Origin of the sequence: Sorangium sp. So ce131, from assembly GCF_051519095.1 — a bacterium.
Classification (GTDB): Bacteria; Myxococcota_A; Polyangia; order Polyangiales; family Polyangiaceae; genus Sorangium.
In genome coordinates this window covers 6,323,111-6,344,402 of sequence record NZ_CP150455.1, presented here as the reverse complement: position 1 = coordinate 6,344,402, position 21,292 = coordinate 6,323,111, and the positions used below count along the sequence as shown (strand labels likewise).

Genomic DNA, 21,292 nt, shown 5'->3' with positions numbered 1-21,292 from the left:
GCTGGCGCGGGGGATGTTCGTGATAACGTCGCCCACGTATGCCGGTTTACGAGCTATCGGTCGATGGCGCCCTGGTTCGCGAAGCCGAGAAGGTCGTGTCGCTGGAAGGACGCGAGTACCCGACGCTCGTGATGCGTTGGGAGTCGCGCCTGTTCGACCAGCCGTGGCTCACGACGGTGGTGCTGGACTACGTGATCGCGCTGCCGCCGCTCATCGTCGCGCAGGCGACGTTCAACGAGGTCAGGATCGCCGCCTTCACGGGGCGCGCGGGCACGAAGTTCCTCTACTTCGGCACGGAGATGAGCGCGAGCGTGCCCCGCATCGCGCCCGAGATGGAGAACGCGATCGCCCCGGCGGAGCTCTACCAGGAGTTCCGGCTCGACGAGCAGACGTGCCCGATCCCCTACCTGAAGCTGATCCAGGTCAGCCCGCGCATCTACGGGGAGGGGCTCCAGAACTACTACTCGCCGCCGATCAAGGTCGAGCGCTTCGACGCGGTGGCCTCGGCGGAGCACGTCGCGGACTTCTTCCCCAAGGTCGTGGCGAACCTCGACCCGGTGAAGGGGGCGACGCTGGTCGACCCCGCGCAGGGCCTGTGGACGGGCGCGCGTTTCCTCGGCGCCACGGCGATCGCCATCCTCCGGCAGGGCCGCGTGGTCGGGCTCCACCGCCGCACCGGCAAGACCGACAAGGACCCGATCCCGCCCGAGGTGAAGCGGCGCGACCCGCGGCTCGACGTGCGCAGCGACTGGGTCGCCGTGGACGTCGGGGCCGCGTCGACGGTCGTCGCCGTCCGCGGCGAACGCGGCGTCGCGGAGTTCGTCCGGATCGGGTCCGACGCGCCGCTCCGGGTGTCGGCGGACAACGAGAACCCGAGCGAGATCGCGTTCGAGGCGCTCGGCCGGACCACGAAGGCCTGGCGCGATCGGGTGATCCTGCCGATGACGCGCTGGGGGGACGTGCTCGTCGGGCACGCCGCGCGCGACATGCGCCTCCGGCCGGGGCCCGACCAGCACGCCCGCGCCGCGGCGTCGCTCCCGGCGCTCACGCTGCTGCGCGAGCGGACCGAGCGCGGCGAGCCGTTCCGGCTCCGGGGCAGGAGTGATCCCGACACGGCCGAGGCGCTGAAGAGGCCGGCGCCGCCCATCATCGACGAGGAGGGGATCGGCGCGCACGACCCGTTCGATCCGATCGAGCTCTACGCCTACTACGTCGGCCTGCACCTGAACCAGCGCTCGCGCGGCCTCTACACGCGCTACGCGATCACGATGCCGGCCGGGTGGTCGCCCGAGCGCCGCGCCAGCGTGCTCGTCGCCTTCCGGCGCGGCCTCTTCCGGAGCCTGCCTGCGGGCTTCTGCGAGTACCACGATCTCGACGTCCTCCAGGTCGTCGACGCGGGCCCGTCCGCGATCGCCTACGCCGTCCAGGCGTTCCGCACGTTCGGCATCCAGCCGCGGGACGGCGCCGTCCCGTTCTGCGCCATCGACGCCGGGGCCAGCGAGATGGGCATCACCTTCGGGATCTTCCGGAGCGCGAAGGCGCACGAGGCGGAGCAGGGGCTGGAGCGCGTGGTCGAGTACCTCGATCCCACGTCGATCCCGTGGCTCGGCGGCGAGCGGCTCCTGCACCGGCTCGCGTACCGCGTCTACGCGGCCAGCCAGGCCGCGATGCGCGAGCGCCGGATCCCGTTCGAGCGCCCGCCCGAGGAGGACGCGCTGGGCGGCGCGGACGAGCTCTTCGCGCCGTCGCCCGAGGCGCGCGCCAACACCTGGGCGCTCAAGGACGTGGTCCGCCCGCTGCTCGAGCAGGGGCCGACCGCGCCGGTCGAGGAGGGGATCGCGCTGCTCGGGCTCGACGGGGCGCCCGTCTTCATGCCGCTCTCCGTCGATCGCGGGGCGCTCGGCGGCGCGCTCGAGGCGTGGTTCCGGGAAGCGGCTACCGTGTTCACGCAGCACCTCGGCGGCGCGGTGGCCAAGATCGGGCGCGAGCCGGATCCCTACGTGGGGCTCCGGATCCTGCTCGGCGGTCGCCTCGCGATGAGCCCTCGCTTCGCGGAGCTGCTCTCCGGCGCGTTGCCCGCGGGCGTGCAGGTGCACCGCTTCAAGGAGCCCGACAAGGCGAACCTCGGCGCGCCCACCGTGAAGATGGCGACCGCGCTCGGCGCGCTGTCGCTGCGGTACGACCGGATCGGGGCCACGCTCCGCGCGGAGAAGCGCGACGCGTTCCGCTACCGCGTCGGGCGGGCCCGCCACGGGCAGCTCGCCGACGTCCTGGATCCGTCCGTCGACTACGACGCGTGGCGCGAGGCGGGCGCCTGCCTGAAGCCCCAGGTCGAGATCCTGTTCATGCCCGCCGAGGACGAGGGCGAGGTCGCCGCCGACGATCCGCGCGTGCGCCGCGCGGTCTGCACGCTCGGGCAGGGCGCCGTCGGGCAGCGCCTCTACGTCCGGGCGGTCGCGCCGGCGCGCGTCGAGGTCAGCGCGGGTCCACCCGGCGGCGAGCCGGGGAACGGGGTGCCGTGCTGGGCGATCCACCTGGAGACCGGCGCGGCGGAGAAGATCGGCGGCTGAGCGCATGGAGGCTCCGCGGGTTCACGCGCCACACGTCGGCCTCGATCCCGAGGGGGCGTGCCACGCCGCGGCAGCGCCGGTCGGCGCCGCGCGAGAGGCCGCGGACGGCGCGGAGGTCGCGCGGGACGGCGTCGCGCGAGAGGCCGCGCCGGCGCCGCGGGGCGACGCGTCGCTGCGCGAGCTCCGCGCCCTGCTCGACGCGCAGCTCGCGACGGCGAGCGCGCTGTCCGAGGCGAGCTCGCTCGCGGAGGCCGCCCCGCGCGTGCTCGCCGCGCTGGTCGAGCACCTCGGCTGGGACGTCGCGGCGCTCTGGTTCACCGAGCCGGAGGCCAGCGCCGCGGACGAGACGTCGGAGCCGGCCGCGCCCGCCGCGGACGAGACGTCGGAGCCGGCCGCGCCTGCCGCGGCCGCGGCGCCGGGCGCGCCCGAGGCGCTCCGCTGCGTCGCGGTCCGTGCGGCGGCGCACCTCGATGAGGAGGCGATCGCGGCGTCGCTCCGTCGCGCGGCGCCGCTCGCCGACGCGCCCGAGCTCGTCGGCGAGGCCTTGCGGAGCGGCGTCGCGGTGCTCCGCGCCGACGCGGGCGGCGCCGCCGCCGAGGCCCCGCGCGATCCGGGCGCGTGGCGCGCAGCGTGCGCCGTCCCGATCCGGGGCGCCGGCCGGAGCGTCGGGGTGCTCGAGCTGAGGTGCGCCGCGCCGCGCCGCGCCGACGAGGCGCTGCTGCGTGTCCTCTCGTCCGTGGGCAGCCAGATCGGGCAGGCCGTCGCGCGGCGCCGCGCCGAGCAGGAGGGCGCGCGGGCCGCGGGCGAGCTCCGCGCGCTCTTCCGCGCCATCCCGGACCTCTGCTTCCGCCTCGACGCCGAGCTCACGATCATCGACTACAGCGCGCCGCGGGGCACCGAGCTCTGCACCCCGCCGGAGTCGTTCCTGGGCAAACGCATGGCGGAGGTGCTCCCCGGCGAGGTCGCGGAGCGGCTCGAGCGCGCGCTCCGGGAGGCGCGCGAGGCGGGCTCCGCGGCCTCGTTCGAGTACGCCCTCCCGGCCCCTGATGGAGAGCGCCACGTCGAGGCGCGCATGGGGCCGTTCGGCGACGGCCACTCCCTCGTCCTCGTCCGCGACATCACCGAGCGCCGGCGCACCGAGGAGGCGCTCCGGCATCGCGACGAGCGCTCGCGCGAGTCGCAGAAGATGGAGGCGCTCGGGCGGCTGGCCGGCGGCATCGCGCACGATTTCAACAACATGCTCATGGTGATGCTCGGCTACGGCGAGCTCCTCCTGCGCCGGCTCGGCCCTGACAGCCCGATCCGGCGCGACGCGCTCCAGATCACGAAGGCCGGGGAGCGCGCCTCGGCGCTCACGCGGCAGCTGCTCGCGATGAGCCGGCGGAAGGTGCTGCAGCGCGAGGTGCTCGACATCAATGCGGTGGTGCTCGACATGCAGTCGATGCTCCAGCGCCTCATCGGCGAGGACATCGACCTGCGGACGAACGTCGGCCGCGAGCTCGGCTCGATCAAGGTCGACCGGAGCCAGCTGGAGCAGGTGCTGCTGAACCTGGTCGTGAACGCGCGGGACGCGATGCCCCGGGGCGGCAGGCTCGTCGTCGAGACCTCGCTCGGGGAGCCCGGCGGGAGCGCCGCGGCGAGGTCGCTCACGCCGGCGGAGCCGGACGCCGCGCCCGCCTCGGTGGGGCCGTACGTCGTGCTCGCGGTGAGCGACAGCGGCAGCGGGATGGATCAGGACACGCTCTCGCACCTGTTCGAGCCGTTCTTCACGACCAAGGCGGGCGGCAAGGGGACGGGGCTGGGGCTCGCGACGGTCTACGGCATCGTGAGCCAGAGCGGCGGCCACATCGAGGTCGAGAGCGAGATCGGCCGCGGCACGACGTTCCGGGTCTACCTGCCGCGCGTCGAGGATCGCTCCGAGGTGGCGCCGGCGCGGGCGCGGCCGTCGCCGGCGGGGGGGGACGAGACGGTGCTCGTCGTCGAGGACGACGACGCGGTCCGCAAGCTGATCGTCGAGGTGCTCGAGCGGCGCGGGTACGGCGTGCTCTCGGCGGCGAGCGGCGAGGAGGCGCTGGGCGCGCTCGCGCACGACGGCGTCGAGGCGATCGACCTGCTGCTCACGGATCTCGTGATGCCGGGGATGAACGGGCGCGAGCTCGCGGAGCGGGCGCTCGCGATCCAGCCGCGGGCGCGCGTGCTGTACATGTCGGGGTACGCGGACGACGTGCTCGCGGGGGTTGATCCGGAGCGCGAGACCGTGATGCTGCAGAAGCCGTTCACGCCCGAGGCGCTGGCGCAGCGGGTGCGGGACATGCTCGACCGGCGGTGAAGCCGAGGGGGGCGCGCCGCCGCGCACAGCCCCCCGCCGGCGCTCAGCTGCCTTGGATGGGCCGAGGATCGAGGAGGCGGCGCGAGCCGCGCCTCGCGTCGAGGATCGCCTAGGACCTGGAGCCGCTCCTGCGCAGCAGATAGAAGAAGTCGCGCGGCGACGGCTCGACGACGTACTCCTCGGGCTTGAACTGCACGTCCGGGATCAGCGCGGACGCGGCGCGAGGCGCGGCGTCCGCGCCGCGCGCGTACAGCAGGAAGCGCGGGTACGCGTGGTTCACGTCGAGCTCCGCCACGTCGTGCGCGCCGGCGGCCTTCATCCCCTGGGCCAGGGTCCGCGCGGTGACCGCCTCGCCGAGGCCGTAGAAGAGCAGCTTGCCCGTGGCGTCGAGGCCGAGCGCCGAGCGCCGGATCACCGTCTCGCCGCTCACGGTCGCGCCCCAGTCGCGGTTCGAGTCGTAGAGCGCCTCGTGCAGCTCGCCCTGCTCGACCAGGCACGGCGGCGTCTGGCGGTAGCCGGACATGCGCGGCTCCTCGCCGCGGAGATCGCGCCAGGTGCCGATGCGCACGGCGCCGCTCCGGTACAGCGCGATCGTGCAGGCGCCGTTGCGCGGCGGCAGGAACGTGTCGCCGTCGAGCTTCATCCCGTAGTGGCCGTGCATCGCCTTGAAGCCGCCGTTGAAGGCGGCGATGAGCGAAGCCGCGTGGGCCTCGGGGACGAGGCCGGGGCGGCGCTCGTCGGGGATGTCCGGCGAGAACGGCTCCTTCGTGCCCGCGACGAGCCGGAGGTCGACGCGACCGAGATCGATCGCCACCACGGCGACCGCGGCGAACGCGCGCCTCGGGTCGGGGTGCACGACGCTCTTCCAGAGCACCGGAGCGTCGCCCGGCCGGACGGCGTCGTCGATCGGCACCCAGACGCCGTCGCCCGTGGCCGCGACCCGGGCGAACGGCGGCTCGAACCGCATGGGCGCCGAGACCGACTCCTCCAGCGGCTCGTCGCCCGGCGCCATCGCCGGCCCGGCGGCGGGCGCGGGCTCCCAGAACGTCTTCGGCGCCGCGTTGCGGTAGCGGGCCTGGTTCAGGCGATCCGCGACGCCGTAGGCCACGTCCTCGGCCCACGCGACCGGGGCAGGGCCGACCACGGCCCGGACCCCGTCCGCGAGCGCCGGACCGAAGCCGGGCACCTCGTGGATGCCGTACCAGAGCGACTCGACCGCGATCGCGCAGATCGCGGCGGAGCGCAACACACGCTCGGGCAGGCGAGCACGGGAGCGCGGACGGCGCGGCGGCCCGCTGGCGTGGGATGACGAAGGCTTGTCCACGGCGCGCCGAGGGTACCCGATCGCGCGAGCAGCCCCAAGTTCCGGGCCTGTCGCGCCCGCCTCGGCCGGGCGCTACGGCTGGCCGTGCGCCATCGTCCGCGGGCCGTCCTTGAACAGGATCTCGATCTTGCCCCGGTCGATGACCTTCGCGACCACGCCGTCGCCGAACTTGCTGTGGTGGATGAGCTCACCCTCGCCGAAGGTGTGCGTGATGCGGTACGGCTTGAACGCCCCCGAGGGCTGCCCCGCGATCGCGCGCTCCCACGCCAGCGTCTGGTCGCGCTCGGCGCGCTGGGCGGCGGTGAGCCGCTCCGCGCCGCCCGCGCGCGGCGACGACGACGTCGCCCTGGGCTCGCTGCTCCGCGCGGACGCGCCCGCCGCGCGCGCGGCGGCGCGGCTCTCCCGCTCGCTCTTCGGCTGACGGTAGAGGTGGTGCGACATGCAGGTCTTGCACTCGACCTTCTTCACCACGTCGCCCACCATCGCGATGATCCGATGGGTCAGATCGAGGCGGCACTTGGTGCACCACGCGTCGACTTCGCCGCCCGTCCTAAGCTTCTTCGTCGTCACTTCTCCTCGCGGCGCCGGTCTCGCCCGGTCTCTTTGCTTCGGTCCTTGACGGTCACCTGGGCGTTCACCTCCGGCTTTGGCAGGCCGGAGGACCTCGGCTCGTCCTGGCTGTCGTCTCTCTTGGCCGCCTCGTTCGGGACGAAGCGGATCTCGGTCTTGATCTCGAACGAGAGCTTCGTCAGCACCTTCGTGATCTCGTCCGCGAACTGCGTGTGCTCGAGCACGTCCCGGATCTCCTTGGCGACGACCCGGTAGAGACCGTTCTTGGTCTCGTCAATCTGCGTGTAGAGGTAGTGAAGGACCTCTTTGGGCAGCTTGAGATCGCCCACGAAGTGCCGGAGGTTCTCCGGCCCCTCGCTGAGCTTGTCGATGCCGCTCTCGACCGCGCGCTCCACCACGCGCTTGAAGATCTCCGGGATGGCGCGCTCGAAGAGGCGCTTCTTCTCGCCTTCGCCTTCCACCTTGTCCCCTTCGTCGTCGCGGGGCGGGTCGGTGTCGTCGGCCATGGCTCGGGCTCCCCTAGCGGGACGGGACGGCCACGTCAATGCGGGGGTTCGGGCAGGATGCCGGCGTCGCACCATAGTCCATGGATCTGCCGGATTTCGATGCCGATGGGGAGCCTTTCGCGCGCGTCCCGCGAGCGAGCGAGCCCGCCCGTCGGCCGCGCCGCGCCTGGCGCGGCGGAAACCGCGGCGACCAGGACGGTCCCGGACGACCCTGCTCGATGTGTCCGTCCGGACGGCGCCGCTCAGAGCTCCTCGTAGGAGTCCATGTCCTCGTAAACGTCATCCTCCGGCGACCGTTTGTACGACTTCAGGATCCACACCTCGGCCGCGAACCGGCCCGCCCCGCGCCGCGCGCTGATCTCGACCGCGGCCTCGTCGTCCTCGAGCGGGCAGAAGGGGCGATCCGGCTGGACGATCGGCCACGGGTCCTCGCTGCCGTCGCTCGCGATCATGGCGCCGCGGCTGCTCCGCACGGCGACGTCGAGGTTGATGATCCCCGGGCCGGCCACGGCGAACACGCGGTAACACGCGCCCCGGACCGCCTGCAGCTTCTCCGTGACGATCGCCCCGCCCTCGGCCACCTGGCCCTCGATCGGCTTGGGCGAGAGCCGCCGCATGCCGTTCTCCGGACCGCAGAGCAGCGCGAGGCGGGTCACGTCCTTCACCGGGTCGCCGGAGAGCCGGAAGTTGCCGTAACAACGCACCCAGGGGCCGCCGACGCGCACGGGCAGCACCGGCAGATCCGGATCCCCGAGGGCGCCGGCGTCGCCCTCGGCCGACCCCGCGTCGGCGTCCGGCACGCCGCCGGTCCCGGCCGTGACCACCGGGCGCGGGGGCGCCGCCGAGAGCACGACCGCTGGGCCGGGCTTGCCCTCCCAGGGGCGCGGCTCGTCGCGGCAGCCCAGCGCGAAGAGGCCGAGCAACAGGGCGGTGGAGAGACGCGCGGCCCGCGGGAATGGAAGGGCGGTGGAGAGATGCGCGGCCCGCGGGAATGGAAGGGCGGCGCCGAGGCGCGCGGCCCGCGGGAACAGCAGGGTGGGGCAGGGGCGCCGGGACGACACCGCGCTCGCGCTCTTGCGCTAGAGTCCCGCGCGATGGAAGAGTTTTCTGAGCGCAGCGGCGCGCAGGCGGGCACGGAGCGGGCCTTTCGCGCGTGAGCACCGCGCCTCGATCGCCCGCGGGCGCCGGGCAGAAGCGCGCCCCTCGGCGACGCGCCGCGGAGCAGGACCGAGCGCTGGCTCCTCCGGCGGCGCCCGACGCGAGCGAGCGCGATCGCGACGTCGCGGCCGCGCTCGCCGCGTGGTTCGACCGCGCGGCGCGCGACCTGCCGTGGCGAAGGACGCGCGACCCGTACGCGATCTGGCTGAGCGAGGTGATGCTCCAGCAGACGCGCGTCGAGACGGTGATCCCGTACTACGAGCGGTTCCTCGCCCGGTACCCGACGGTCTTCGCCCTCGCCGCCGCCGAGATCGACGACGTGCTCTCGCTCTGGAGCGGCCTCGGCTACTACCGCCGCGCCCGCGTGCTCCACCTGGCCGCGCGCGAGGTCGCCGCGCGCCACGATGGCGCGCTCCCGCGCGACGTCGCCGCGCTCCGCGCCCTGCCCGGCGTCGGCGCGTACACCGCGGGCGCGATCGCGAGCATCGCGTACGAGCAGCCGGTGCCGCTCGTCGACGGCAACGTCGCGCGCGTGCTCTCCCGCATCGAGGGCATCGACGACGACATCCGCAGCGCCGCGGGCACGCGCAAGCTCTGGTCGACCGCGGAGCGCCTCGTGCGCGCCGCGGCGGGCAGCGTCCAACCAGGACGCTTCAACCAGGCGCTCATGGAGCTCGGCGCGACGGTGTGCACGCCCCGGAACCCGCGGTGCGAGGCGTGCCCGGTCCTCGGCTCCTGCGACGCGCGCGCCGCCGGGCGCGAGGCGGAGCTGCCCGTGATCTCCCCGAAGCGCGACGTCCCCGCGGTCGCGATGGTCGCCGCGGTGGTGCGGTCGGGCGACCGCGTGCTCTTCGTCCGGCGCGCCGACGGCGGCCTGTTCGGCGGCCTCTGGGAGCCGCCCATGGTCGAGGCGAAGGCGCTCGCGGACGCCCGCGCGCTCCTCGAGCAGGCGGGCGTCGAACCTGACGCGCCGCTCCGCGAGGTCGGCCGCGTGCGCCACATCCTCACGCACCGGAAGCTCGACGTGACCGTGGCGCGCGCCGAGGTGGCGGCCCCGTGGCGCTGCCGGGCAAAGCTTGCCGCCCCCTACGAGAAGGCGGCGTGGCTCGATCCGGGCGTGCTGGATATCGGCGTTTCCAAGCTCGCGCGAAAGGTCCTGTCCGCGGCGTCGGCGCCGCCCGCCGCGCGCCGGCGGCGGTGAACGCGCCGACGGCGGTGAACGCGCGGGCGGGCGGGCGCGCGCCTCGCGAAAGGCGCGGCCGGAGCGGCGCGGATCGCGATCGCGCGGCGTCCATGCTCCGCCCCGCTCCGCTGCGGGCGGGGAACGCCGCGGCGCGCCGACGGGCCGCGGCGACGCAGGGGCGCGGGCCAGGGCGAAACGTATATGTCGCCGTGGGACGAAGCCGGTCCTGACGCAGCGGCGCGGGGGCCGTGGCACGGAAGACGCTTGGTGAGGTGGCGGGCAGGCCCTCTAGCCTCGAGGCTCCGGCGGCGGCCGGAGCTCGACTCAAGCCTGGGAGCTCAGCGACATGGATGCGCGACGACGGACCACGGAGACGCTGCCCACGGCGAGCCCACCTGTGCGTTCCATGACCGTGATGGCGGACGACGGCGCGCTGTACGTGCTGCCGCTGTGCGAGCGGGTCGTGCTCGACGTGCTGGCCTACGAGGACGAAGGCCTGCTGGCCTTCATCCGAATCGACGGAGAGGTGGTCGCGGAGCTCCCCGTGCTCGGTCAGGCCTGACCGGGCCGGCCGCGCTCCGGCTGCCTGCCCGGCGGAGCGCCCCGCGTCACCGAGGCAGCCGCGGCGGCCGCGGCGCGCGCCCGCCGCGGTCCTAGTGCCGCCGCACGCGCTGCGTGACGGGCTCCTCGTCCTCCGCGTCGGACTCCGGCTCCGCGGACTCCACCTCCTCATCTTCCAGCAGGTAGGGGAGGTCGCCGTCGTCGTCGTCGTGCGACATCACCACGTCGCTGAGATCCTGGCCGCGGGTCGCGCCCTCGAGGAACTCCGCCCCGAGATCGCTCGCCAGATCGGCGGCGGCGTCGGCGGCGTCGGGGTTCGTCTCGAACCCGGTGCTGCCGGCGTCGTTCGGGTGGTGATGGTAGCCCCGGACCTCGTCGTCGAGCGTCGGGACCACGTCGCTGAGCTCGCTCCGCGGGGTCACCTTGCCGCGGAGGGGAGGCGACGCCTCGGTGTCCTGCAGGTCGGCCGCGAAGGGATCATCCAGCTCGGTCGTGTTGATCGGCGGCGCGGCGCGCGCGGCGCGTGCGCCGCGTCCGAGCGCTCCGGCGTCGTTTCGCGCCCATCCCGGGTCGCTCTGCTCTCCTCGTTCGCGGCGCTGCGACGGGCTCGGGCGCGGCGCGTGGCGCGCCGGCGGGTGGTGGGCGGTGCTCTGCCTGCCTCGGGTGCTCGAATTGCTCACGGCGGTCTCACCATGCAGGGTCCGGTCCGCAGGTGAAGCGGGCGGATGCGCGAAGGTCGGGAGCACGCCGCCGGGGGTGGAGCGCGGCGAGCGCGGCGATCCCGCAGCGGCGTCCCGCCGGGCCGCGCGGCGCGGGTCGGGCCGCGCGGCGCGGGTCGCGCCGGAGGCGCGGGCCAGCTCGACCCGCGGGGCGCAATTGAGCGTGCCGGCGGGCGCCACCTCGGGGTAGAAGGCTCGGGGCGATGCTGGATTTCCGGACCGGGCTTGCGCTCGCCGCCGTTCTGCTCGGGGCGTCCTCGGCGCGCTCTGCCGCGGCCGCTCCTCTCGCAGGGCCCGCCGCGCCGGCCGCGGAGGCGCCGCGCGACGACGAGGGCGAGGGCGCGGCGCTCGAGGTGTACCGCGAGCTCGCGCGGCCACCCGGGGCGGCGGCGCGCGTCGTGGCGACGGCGGCGCTCGGGACGGGGCTCCGGTTCAACAACCCCTACCGCCTGCAGACGCAGCTCGGCGGGACCGCGGAGTCGCTCTCGCTCACCGCGGGCTACCTCGACCTCGGCGCCGCGTTCTCGCTGGGGCCGGCGGACGGCGTTCAGCACGGGGGCGCGCTGCGCCTGTCGATCGCCCTCGGCGGCGTCCCGCAGGAGGCGGTCGCGCCGAGCTACTTCATCGCGTACCGCGGCCTCGATCGCGCGCTCGGCTACGGGCGGCTCGGCGCGTCGATCCTGGTCGAGCCCGACGTGAACGTCGGAGGCGAGCTCGCCGTGGGGCTCGGGTACTATCTGCTCGCGGGCGTCGCGCTCTCGGGCGAGATCGTCGGCAACCTCTTCTACGGCGCGGCGACCTACGAGGCGTCCTACACCGTCTATCCCATCGTCTCCGCGCAGCTCGGGCTCATGATCGACTACGAGCTTCTGCCATGAGCGCCCCGACGCGCGATCGCCGCGGCGCGCGCCGCCGGACGGGGCAGGCCGCGGGCCTCTCGGCGCTGCTGCTCCTCGCGTGCATCGCCCCGGTCGCTGGCGACATCGGTAGCTGCGGCCAGCCGGTCGAGGAGCTCGATGCGCGCAAGTTCTTCTCGTTCAAGGCGCAGTGGGACTGCGCGCGGTGCGCGGAGTGCGGCCTCGGCACGCGCGCCTGCGACGCCGCCTGCAGCTTCACGACCGCGCCGGAGTTTCCGTCCGGTTGCTACCCGCTGGTCCATGACGGTGAGGTGTGCCTGCACAGGTTGATGGAGGCGAGCTGCGACGAGTACCGCGGCTACGTGGCGGACGAGGGCGCCTCCACCCCCACGGAGTGCAATTTCTGCCCACTCGACGAGGCCCCGTGAGCGCGCGCCGCGCAGCCCCTTCCCACCGAGGCCTCGCGCGGGCCGCGCGCGCGCTCGCGTGCGCGGCGCTCGCCGCGGCGCTCGCCGGGTGCGCCTCGTCGAGGCCCCTCCTGGCGAGCCACGGCGACTATGCGGCGTACCGGGCGACCCGCGTGTCGAGGACGCTCGACGAGCGGCTCGCCGCGGCGTCGGCTTACCTGGCGCGTTACCCGGACGGGGCGTTCGCCGGCGAGGTGCGCGTGTACCTCGCGCGGGCCGAGCCGGTCTACTACGCCAGCAAGCGCGGGAGCGCCGCGGGCCTCACGGCGTACCTCGCGGCGCTGCCGCGCGGCGCGTTCAGCGCGGACGCGAGGTTCCGGCTCGGCCAGCTCATCCGCGCCCGCAACACCGGCGATCTGCTCTCGCGCGCCGCCCAGGAGACCGAGGCGCGGCTCGCGAAGGAGCGCGCGGAGCGCGAGCGGGTGCGCGAGGAGCTCACCGCCTGGCTGCGTCGGTTCCTGGACGGCGAGGCCTGGGGTCGACCCCTCGCGCAGGCCCCGGCGGAGGTGGTCGTCCCGTTCAGCCTGACGTTGCCCGCGCCGACGTGCGCGCCGGCGCCGGCGCCGGTCGACGAGCGCGCGGGCCCCGGCGCGCTCGTCTGCGCGAAGCGGATCGAGCTCCCGTTCACCGTGAAGGCCGAGGGCGAGGCCGCGCCCCGCGCGGCGCAGATCGAGATCGCGATCCTCGAGGACGCGGCGGGCCGCCCGATCGAGGTGGCCATCCGCGGGCCCGAGCTCTTCACGCGCCTCGAGGAGGCGCGCTCGGCCCGCGAGGTCGCCCCGGACGACCCGTCGGGCCGCATCGGCGGGATCTCGCTCGCGGTCGAGCTCGCGCGCGCCGTCTTCCAGGACCACGTCTCGGCCGATCCGTCGTGCGGCCGCGAGGTGGTGGCGCCCGTCGTGCTCCACCTCGAGTGCGGCGGCGCCCGCCTCGTGGCGCGCGCCGCGGCCGACGCGGGCGAGGAGGACGCGCTGACGATCACCGCCTCCGCGCCCGCGCGTTAGCACTTCTTGTTCTTCTTCTTCCCCTTCAGCTTCGCCGTGTTCTTCGGGCACACGTCCTTGATGGCCGCGGAGCGCTCCTTGTAGAGCGCCTTCATCTCCTCGAAGACGGCCGGCTGCTCCCGCTTGAGGTCCTTCGTCTCCCCCGGGTCCGCGACGACGTCGAAGAGGTCGAAGGCGTCGTCGTCGCCGTAGGCGATGAGCTTGTGGCGCCCGTGGACGAGCGCGCGCCGCCGGTCGTTGTCGCTCGTGCGCGGCAGGTCGACGACGACGTCGCGCGGCTCGGCCGGGGCGCCGTAGAGCTCGGGCACGAGGCTCTTGCCCGGGAAGGACGGCTCGGCCGGGGCGCCGGTCAGCTCCAGGATCGTCGGCGCGAGGTCGATCGAGCTGCGCGGCTCGTCGATCCGGCGCGGGGTGATCCCGGGCGCCTGGATCATCAGCGGCACGTGCGCGAGCACGTCCCACACCTCGAAGCCGTGGCGGAACATCTTGTGCTCGCCGAACGCCTCGCCGTGGTCCGCGGTCACGATGATCGCCGTGTCCTTGCCCCACGGCTGCTGCGCCACGAACTCGAGCAGCTTGCCGACGTGCATGTCGGTGAACTTCACCTCGCCGTCGTACTTGTCGCGGGCCTTCTTGCCGAACGGCTCGATCCCCTCGTGCGTCATGTACACGTCGTGGGGATCGAGGAAGTGGAAGTAGGCGAAGAAGGTGCCCGAGGTGTTCGCCTTGTCCGAGAGCATCTTCATCGCGAGCTCGAGGTGCCCGGGGCTCGTGACGTTGCGGTCGGTCGTGTTGTCGGCCGAGAGCCCCGGCACGATCTCGTACACGTCGAAGCCCTGCCGGAAGCCCGCCTTCTGATCGAAGTAGAAGTGCGCGTGCGCCGTCATCGTCCGCACCCCGGCCTTCTGCAAGAGCTCCGGGAACATGAGCACGCTGTCGGGGTAGTTGCCGAAGAAGTAGCCGCTGCGATCGACCTCGCTCGGGTACCGGCCGGCGAGGAAGCCGCCGACGCTCATCGAGGTGTACGAGGAGATGGCGTAGTGCCGGGTGTAGCTGACCGCGTTCTTCTCGAAGGCCGTAAGCGTCGGCGCGATGTCGCGGGGGTAGCCGTTCCACGGCATGTCCGCGCGCAGGCTGTCGATCGAGACCACGAGGACGTTCGTCTTCGCGCGCCGCCCGGCCGGCGCGCCCGCGGCGCCGCCCTCCTTCGCGGCGGCGGCGGCCGGCGCGGCGCTGCCGCCGCCGGCCGCCTGCGGCCCGGTCGCCGCGGGGGCCTCCTGCCGGCCGCTCGGCTCCGGCGCGCGCGCGGGCGGCGGCTGGCCGTCGCCTTCGCGCGAACAGCCCGGCGCGGTGCAGGCGAGCGCGAGCGCGAGCGCCCCCGGGAGGTGCCGGCGAGCCCTGCCCGCGCCCTTCCCGTGCGGGCGCGGGCAGGACGACGACGACGGCGACGGCGGCGGCGGGGCCGAGGTGCTCGCCCGTGGTCCTCCAGGCTCCCAGGCGTTCGTACGCGATGCGACCGTGTGCATGCCCGCGTCTTACTCCGACTCGCGCCGCTCCGCCAAAGCCGCACACCGCGGGCGACTTCCGCTATGCTCCGCTCATGGCGCCAGGTCCCCGGAAACCGCCGCCGCTGCCGCCCGCGGGCCGGCCGCACCCTGCAACGAGGCCGGGAGAGCTGGCGGCGCCGGAGCAGCCGAGGTCGCTCCCGCCCGACGCGCCGCGACGCGTCGGCGAGCACGTCAGCCAGGCGCTGAAGGACCACATCACCGAGATGGCGCTCGGCCTGCTCGAGGAGCAGATGCAGGCGCGCATCGTCCACTACCGCGCCGACCTCGCGACGAACCCCGAGCTCGACGCGGTCACCGCGCAGGTCGTCGCGCAGCTCAAGGTGATCCAGGCCTCGGCGAGCCCGGCCGAGCGCGGCGCGAAGAGCCGCGAGGCGATCCAGAGCGCGCACGAGAAGACCCTCGCCACGCTGCTCGAGCGGGTGATCCGCGAGGACGGCGTCTCGCTGCTCGTCGAGCGGCGGCTCAAGAAGATCCACAAGAACCTCGCCCGCCTCTTCTTCCAGTCCGAGCTCCACGAGAAGACGCAGGGCCGCGACGGCGCGGCCAAGGTCATCCACCACGGCGAGCAGGCGCTCTTCTACGTGCTGACCCGCTACAAGAACCGGATCGAGTCCGAGCTCGACGGCTTCGAGTTCGCCTCCGAGGAGGTGCGGGGGCAGTCGTTCGAGCTGCTCGCGAAGCTCACGAAGGACCTGCAGGACGCCTTCCTGGCGCGCCGGTCGAGCGAGCTTCGGCGGATCGTCTCGGTGGTGCACACCGTGCTCGTCGATTTCTTCAGCGTGCGGCTCGCCCCGAGCCTCGGCGACATCGCGGCGCGCGTCGTGCGGGACGCCCGCACGTTCGAGGGCAGGGCGTTCGCGTACAAGGTGACGAGCGACGCGTTCCCCCGCTTCCGCGCCGCGTTCGAGCGCCACCTCATGGTGACGCTCGTCGGCTTCGCCGAGGACGAGCTCGTCGCCCAGCTCGCCGACACGGCGGGCTCCGAGCGCGACGAGACGATCCTCTTCATCACCGACCCCCACCTCTTCAGCATGATCTGCGGCGAGGTCTGCGAGGGGCTCTACGAGTTCCTCTGCAACGAGGGCTTTCTCGACCTGCCGCCCGACTGGCGCCGCGCCTCGACGGCGCCCTCCGACAGCTGACCCAAGAGAGACCCACGGACACCATGAGACGGTTCGACGTCGCGCGGGCGGGCTCCCGCCTGCTCCTCGCCCTCACGCTGCTCGCCGGATGCGCGCGCGGCCCCGATGTGGACGCCTCGGGGCTCGCGCTGCGGCGGGTGGTCATCTACCGGAACGGCGTCGCGTACTTCGAGCGTCGGGGGCTCATCGACGCCGAGCAGGTGACCTTCCGGGTGCGCAAGGAGAAGGTCGGCGACTTCCTCGCGACGCTCGCGGTCATCGAGGCCGGCGGCAGCAGCGTCCGGAGCGCGTCGTTCCCGGTCGAGGTCGACGACGGGCGCGAGGGCGACGAGCCGACGCCGGAGCCGGGGCCCGAGGTGAAGCCCGCCGCGCCGCCGCCGAAGGGCGAGGGCGCGAAGAAAAAGGACGCGGACGAGCTCGAGAAGGTGAAGCTCACGCTCGACGGGCGCGAGCACGACCTCGTGGTCGGCTACGTGGCCGAGACGCCGGTGTGGCGGCCCTCGTACCGGCTCGTGATGGGGGCGGCCGGGGCCCCGGGCGAAGGCGCCCGCGCGCCGGCGAAGCAGGCGCACCTGCAGGCGTGGGGCATCGTGCAGAACCTCTCGGGCGAGGACTGGAAGGCGGTGAAGCTGTCGCTCGTGGCGGGCGCGCCGCTCGCGTTCCAGGCGACGCTCGATCAGGCGGCGATCCCGCCGCGCCCCGTCGTCAGCGACCAGGGCGAGGTGATCGCGTCCGTGCCGACGAGCGAGACCACGCTGGCCGCCGAGGCCGCGCCGCCGCCGCCGCCGCCGCCCGCGCCGGCCCCGACCTTCGCGCCGGGGGCGCCGCCGCCGCCCGCCGAGGCGGCCGACGGGTACGGGTACGAGTTCGAGGAAGGCGGCGCAGGTGTCGCGGCGCTGAAAGATCGGGCCGAGGTTGCCAAGGCCCCGGCGAAGCCCGCCGCCAGGATGAGCGCCTCCAGCGCGGCGCGCGCCGGCGGGGCGCACGCGGGGGCGCGGCGGGACGCGATGCCCGCCCGCGAGCCGATGCCCATGGACAACAAGGCGATGAACCCGTCGCCGCCGCGCAACATGAGCGCCCTCGCCGCGGTCGCGATGGAGGCGGGCACGACGCGCTACGACATCCCGTTCCCGGTCGACATCCCCGACAAGAGCGCGACGATGGTCCTGCTCCTCGCGAAGCAGGTCCCCGGCGAGTCGATCTTCCTGTTCGCGCCCGACGGCGGCGTGCCCGCGTCGAGCGCGCACCCGTTCCGGGTCGCGCGCTTCACGAACGACACGAAGGGCCTGCTCGAGCGCGGCCCGATCGCGGTCTTCGAGAACGGCGCGTTCCTCGGCCAGGGCATGGTCGAGCCGCTGCCGCCGGGGGCCACGACGACGGTGCCGTTCGCGCTGGAGCGGGGCCTCGCGGTCGACATGACGCGCGAGGAGAGCGCGGAGGGCGCCCGCCTCGCGAAGATCGAGGGCGGCGCGCTCGAGCTCGAGCGCGACTGGGTCATGCGCACGAAGTACGCCGTCCGCAACGGCGGCGACCTCGCCGCGAGGACGCTCGTGAAGCACCCCCGCCTCAACGGGACGCGCCTGCACGATCCGCCGAAGGGCACGGAGGACAACCTCGGCACCGGCAGCGCGCTCGTGCCGGTCGACGTGCCCCGCCGGGGGACGGCGGTGCTCACCGTGGACGAGCGGCGGGTGTTCCGGCAGCAGTACGACTGGCTCAGCCAGCTGGCCGACGACGCGGTGAGCGCTTACCTCAAGGATCCGCGCGCCGACGCGGCCGTCGCGCAGAAGCTCGCGCAGGCCTGGGACGTGCGCGGCAAGCTGCGCCCCGCGATCGACGAGCGCGACAAGCTGATCGCGGAGGCGCAGCGCCTCCACCAGCAGAGCGACGAGCTCCGGCAGAACCTCCGGGCCATCGAGAAGAACCGGACCGCCGACGCGCTCCGCCGCGACCTCACCGACCGGCTCGCGAAGGCGTCGGCGCGCCTCGACGAGATCACGAAGCGCGTCATCGTCCTCGAGATGCAGATCAGCGAGCAGCAGATCCGCTTCCGGGACATCACGAACGAGATCAAGCTGCTCGCGCCGCTCTCCCCCGTGCGCGCGGCGCCCTGATCACCGCGCCGGCTTGCTCGCGGCGGGCTGCCGCGCGGTGCCCGCGTGTGTCCAGCTCCGCTCCAGGCCCGTCGCGAGCCAGGCCACCTCGACGCGCTCTTCCCCGAACACCGCGGCGACGCGGTCGCCCCACTGCGCGGGGGCGGGGAGCTCGACGCTCTTCTGCTCCTTGATGCTCCCGAGCGCCTCCGCGCCGACGAGGAACGTGGCGATCCCCTCGCTCGCGAACGCCGACACCGCCGTGCTCGGGACGAACGGCGCGACCACCGCGCGCACCGCCGAGAGGTCGGTCGCGCGCTCGACGACCGCGCGCACCTCGTCGAGCGTCGACAGCACGAGCGCCACGCCGCCCGCCGCCTTGCCCTCGGCCGGCGCCGCCGGCGCCGCCGGCGCCTTCTCGCCCGCGGCCGGCGCCCCCGCGTCGCCCGGCGCCGGCGCGGGCGCCTTCTCGCCGCGCAGCCCGACGGCCGCGTGCCCGTTCACCTTCGGCACCCCCGCGAGCACGTCGAGCGTCAGCGGCCCCTTCCACGGCACCGCCGGCGGCGCCGAGGGCGGCTTCTTGGTGCTCACCTGCTCCCCCTTCTTGTCGCGGAGGATCAGCACGTCGTCGGTCGGCAGCGCCCGCGGCACGGTCACCCGCACCGGCCGCTTGAACGACCGCGGATCGCCCACGACGCCGGTGGCGACCGCGTAGGCCAGCGTCTCGGCCGAGGCCACGACGAACGACGGCGCGCCGGCGATGCGCGGCTCCGGATCGGCCGTGCGCAGCGACACGGCGCCGGGCGGCGGCGGGTAGATCTCCGAGCTCACGACGCGCCGATCCGGCTCGATGATGCGGGCGCCCGTCGCCACGAGGTCGACCAGCGCGCCCGACTGCGCGAGCACCTCGAGCACCTGCCGCGACGGCGGCGCGACGAGCAGATCGAGCCGCGAGGGCACCCGCTTCGACTTGAGCAGCAGCGCCGCCGCGAGCATGTCGCGCAGCGTGACGCCGGAGTCGCCCCCCAGCACGACCTGCGCGACCGGCTTGCCGGCGAGGTCGCGCACCGGCCGCACCGCGCCCTGCTCGTCCATGAGCAGGGGATCGACGGTGCCGAGGTCGATCGAGACGACCTCCTCGCACGGCGCGCCCGGGTCCGGCACGAGCGCGCGGTGGGCCTTCGACCGGCGCTGATCGCGGAGGAAGACCTCGGTCTTCTCGTCGCTCACGAACAGCGCCGCCGCCGCGCCCACCTGCGGCGCGATGCCGCAGAGCACCGCGCGGTCGCCGACCGAGAGCAGCCGCGCGCTCGGCCCGGCGAACTCGAGGATCACCGGCGCGTGGTGCTCGCCCTCGATGCGCCGCACGACCTCGTCGAGGTTCCTGCGGAGCAGCTCGAGCGCCACGTCGCGCGCGCACACGAACGGCCGCACCCGGCCCGAGAGGTGGATCTGCACGCTGCGCGGCGGCCTGAGCCAGACCGACCCCGTCGCCAGCGCCTGCCCGAGCTGGCTCGGGGAGACGACGAGCGACAGCATGCCGATGCCGCCGACCGTGGCGAGGCGCGGGTCGTCCGTGAGGGCGAGCCGCGCCGGCGCCGCGAAGCGCTCGAGGTGCACCGGCGCCGGGAACCCGATCCCCGGCCGCGCGATGGGGATGTTGTACGTCGGAAACTCGGGCGAAACCGAGTGCGGGCTGCCCTCGTCGATGTCCGCGAGCGAGCTCGCGTCGGCCACGCAGGTGCCGTCGTAGGCGACGGCGACCTCGACCGGCGTCTTCTTCATGCCCGTGGCGATGGCCTCGGCCAGCGCGCGCGACGGCGCCCTGGAGAGGATCACCTGGTCCACCTTGACCTGCACCAGGTCACCGCGAAGCTGAGGATCCGTCGCCCGCCCGGCGAGGATCTTCTGGGGCATCGTGCGGGGGGGATCCCCGGCTCGCGCACGCATAGATGTTGGATCGTCCTTGTTTTTGATGATCTGGATGGGGCGGCGCGCGCCGCCCCCGGACCACGTTGACGCCGTCCCGCCGGCGAGATCTGCTGGCGGGGTCCGCCCCCGGCCTCGCCGCGGGGCGAAAGAACGGCCGCACGTTAGCCGCTCGCCGGGACAAGGGTCAAGGCGTGCTTTGGAGCGGGGCCCCTGGGGCGGGAATCGCCCGGCTGGAGCCAGGATGCAAGAGGCAAAGCGCCCCGAGCCCGTCGCGCCGCTCGGCGCACCTCACAACCTTTCCGGTCTTGCCCGGCGCGGGCGGCGCGGGCCGGTCCGCTTCCGCACTCCGCGTGCTTCCACGTGTTCGCGTGGTCCCGCGTCGTTCCGCTTGGTTCCGTTTGGTTCCGCTTGGTTCCGCGAGGCTTGCGCGCGGGCATCCAGGTTTGTTTTCCCGTTCGTCCCCCGCTTGGGTAGTCTCGGCGCATGTTCCAGGCCGTGCTGAAGGAAGTTGTCGAGAACACCGAGGGTGGCATTGCGACCCTTCTCATGGATTTCGAGGGGATCGCGGTCGATAGCTACTCCAAGCCGGGCGCTCCGTTCGACATCAACACGATCGGCGCGGAGTTCAGCGTCGTGTTGAAGTCGATCCAGCGCGCCTCCGAGATGCTCGATGCGGGCGGGGCCGCCGAGATCGCGATCCAGGCGGAGAAGGTGACGACGCTGATCCGCGTCGTGAACGACTCGTACTTCGTCGCCTTCTCGATGACGCCCGACGCGAACATCGGCAAGGCCCGCTACCTCCTGCGCACCCGCGTCCCGGTGCTGCTGAAGGAGCTCGCCTGAGCGGCTTCAGGATCTCGGTCATCTCGGGCCCGAACCTGGATCGCCTGGGCAAGCGCGAGCCGGCGATCTACGGCACGGCCACGCTGGATGACATCCACCGCGCCGTCGAGGAGGCCGCTCAGGCCCACGGCGCCTCCGTGTCGTGCATGCAGTCGAACTGCGAGGGGGAGCTCGTGACCGCGATCAGCCACGCCGGCGATCGCGGCTTCCACGGCATCCTCCTCAACGCCGGCGCCTACACGCACACGTCGATCGCGCTTTACGACGCCATCCGCGCGGGCGCGATCCCCACCGTCGAGGTGCACATCTCCAACCCGGACGCCCGCGAGCCGTTCCGCCGCCGCTCCCGCATCGCGCCGGCCTGCATGGCGCGCGTCGCCGGCTTCGGTCCGAGCTCGTACGTGCTCGGGTTGCTCGGCCTGCTCGGGCATCTGGAGAAGACGCGCCTCGACGAAAGAGGTTGAAC

The 21,292-nt window shown here is 74.0% G+C and carries 18 protein-coding genes; 11 read left to right on the top strand and 7 right to left on the bottom strand.

The features are described from left to right. Positions 1-95 precede the first annotated feature (95 nt). Positions 96-2,570: a hypothetical protein gene (locus WMF43_RS23145; protein ID WP_437683296.1), complete on the top strand. Its 2,475-nt coding sequence runs from the start codon at positions 96-98 to the stop codon at positions 2,568-2,570. Between the two features lie 4 nt (positions 2,571-2,574). After that, positions 2,575-4,899 carry an ATP-binding protein gene (locus tag WMF43_RS23140; protein ID WP_437683295.1) on the top strand — a complete coding sequence of 775 codons (2,325 nt, stop codon included), beginning with the start codon at positions 2,575-2,577 and terminating at the stop codon, positions 4,897-4,899. Between the two features lie 109 nt (positions 4,900-5,008). Here the strand turns inward: WMF43_RS23140 and WMF43_RS23135 are convergent, their stop codons facing one another. The 4 genes from WMF43_RS23135 to WMF43_RS23120 form a co-directional block, all read right to left on the bottom strand. Continuing rightward, positions 5,009-6,148: a phosphodiester glycosidase family protein gene (locus WMF43_RS23135; protein WP_437683294.1), complete on the bottom strand. Its 1,140-nt coding sequence runs from the start codon at positions 6,146-6,148 to the stop codon at positions 5,009-5,011. Between the two features lie 147 nt (positions 6,149-6,295). Beyond that, entirely contained in the window at positions 6,296-6,793 is a 498-nt protein-coding gene (locus WMF43_RS23130) for a hypothetical protein (protein WP_437683293.1), read from the bottom strand. Beyond that, entirely contained in the window at positions 6,790-7,299 is a 510-nt protein-coding gene (locus WMF43_RS23125) for a hypothetical protein (protein ID WP_104981981.1), read from the bottom strand. The genes WMF43_RS23130 and WMF43_RS23125 overlap by 4 nt, the downstream gene beginning before the upstream one ends. A gap of 242 nt (positions 7,300-7,541) precedes the next feature. Beyond that, positions 7,542-8,222 carry a hypothetical protein gene (locus WMF43_RS23120; RefSeq protein ID WP_437683292.1) on the bottom strand — a complete coding sequence of 227 codons (681 nt, stop codon included), beginning with the start codon at positions 8,220-8,222 and terminating at the stop codon, positions 7,542-7,544. A 230-nt stretch (positions 8,223-8,452) separates the two neighbouring features. On the opposite strand from WMF43_RS23120, the gene mutY reads away from it, so the two are divergent. Further along, entirely contained in the window at positions 8,453-9,658 is a 1,206-nt protein-coding gene (mutY, locus tag WMF43_RS23115) for an A/G-specific adenine glycosylase (RefSeq protein WP_437683291.1), read from the top strand. Between the two features lie 328 nt (positions 9,659-9,986). Beyond that, entirely contained in the window at positions 9,987-10,202 is a 216-nt protein-coding gene (locus WMF43_RS23110; protein ID WP_437683290.1) for a hypothetical protein, read from the top strand. Between the two features lie 91 nt (positions 10,203-10,293). Here WMF43_RS23110 and WMF43_RS23105 read toward each other — a convergent pair whose 3' ends face one another. After that, on the bottom strand, positions 10,294-10,881 hold the full coding sequence (locus WMF43_RS23105; RefSeq protein ID WP_437683289.1) for a hypothetical protein: 588 nt from the start codon (positions 10,879-10,881) through the stop codon (positions 10,294-10,296). A 242-nt stretch (positions 10,882-11,123) separates the two neighbouring features. Between WMF43_RS23105 and WMF43_RS23100 the strand changes: the two genes are divergently transcribed. From WMF43_RS23100 to WMF43_RS23090, 3 genes are read left to right on the top strand one after another with little or no spacing between them, the layout of a single operon-like run. Continuing rightward, complete coding sequence (locus WMF43_RS23100; RefSeq protein WP_437683288.1) at positions 11,124-11,798, top strand: hypothetical protein; 675 nt, start codon at positions 11,124-11,126, stop codon at positions 11,796-11,798. After that, the gene (locus WMF43_RS23095) at positions 11,795-12,205 is read left to right on the top strand and encodes a hypothetical protein (RefSeq protein ID WP_437683287.1); all 411 of its coding nucleotides are present in this window, start codon (positions 11,795-11,797) and stop codon (positions 12,203-12,205) included. Before WMF43_RS23100 ends, WMF43_RS23095 begins: the two co-directional genes overlap by 4 nt. Beyond that, on the top strand, positions 12,202-13,248 hold the full coding sequence (locus WMF43_RS23090; protein WP_437683286.1) for a tetratricopeptide repeat protein: 1,047 nt from the start codon (positions 12,202-12,204) through the stop codon (positions 13,246-13,248). Before WMF43_RS23095 ends, WMF43_RS23090 begins: the two co-directional genes overlap by 4 nt. Here the strand turns inward: WMF43_RS23090 and WMF43_RS23085 are convergent. Further along, positions 13,245-14,774, bottom strand: coding sequence for a sulfatase (locus WMF43_RS23085; protein WP_437683285.1), 1,530 nt, complete (start codon positions 14,772-14,774; stop codon positions 13,245-13,247). The genes WMF43_RS23090 and WMF43_RS23085 overlap by 4 nt on opposite strands. Positions 14,775-14,848: 74 nt before the next feature. Here WMF43_RS23085 and WMF43_RS23080 point away from each other — a divergent pair, with 74 nt between their 5' ends. Beyond that, positions 14,849-15,958 carry a hypothetical protein gene (locus tag WMF43_RS23080; protein WP_437683284.1) on the top strand — a complete coding sequence of 370 codons (1,110 nt, stop codon included), beginning with the start codon at positions 14,849-14,851 and terminating at the stop codon, positions 15,956-15,958. A 23-nt stretch (positions 15,959-15,981) separates the two neighbouring features. Beyond that, the gene (locus WMF43_RS23075; protein WP_437683283.1) at positions 15,982-18,072 is read left to right on the top strand and encodes a hypothetical protein; all 2,091 of its coding nucleotides are present in this window, start codon (positions 15,982-15,984) and stop codon (positions 18,070-18,072) included. Here the strand turns inward: WMF43_RS23075 and WMF43_RS23070 are convergent, their stop codons facing one another. After that, positions 18,073-19,968 carry an aconitase family protein gene (locus WMF43_RS23070; RefSeq protein ID WP_437683282.1) on the bottom strand — a complete coding sequence of 632 codons (1,896 nt, stop codon included), beginning with the start codon at positions 19,966-19,968 and terminating at the stop codon, positions 18,073-18,075. It abuts the gene before it with no gap. A gap of 510 nt (positions 19,969-20,478) precedes the next feature. On the opposite strand from WMF43_RS23070, the gene WMF43_RS23065 reads away from it, so the two are divergent. Continuing rightward, the gene (locus WMF43_RS23065) at positions 20,479-20,826 is read left to right on the top strand and encodes a roadblock/LC7 domain-containing protein (RefSeq protein ID WP_234023930.1); all 348 of its coding nucleotides are present in this window, start codon (positions 20,479-20,481) and stop codon (positions 20,824-20,826) included. Beyond that, on the top strand, positions 20,823-21,290 hold the full coding sequence (locus WMF43_RS23060) for a type II 3-dehydroquinate dehydratase (protein ID WP_437684064.1): 468 nt from the start codon (positions 20,823-20,825) through the stop codon (positions 21,288-21,290). The genes WMF43_RS23065 and WMF43_RS23060 overlap by 4 nt, the downstream gene beginning before the upstream one ends. Positions 21,291-21,292: the final 2 nt, after the last annotated feature.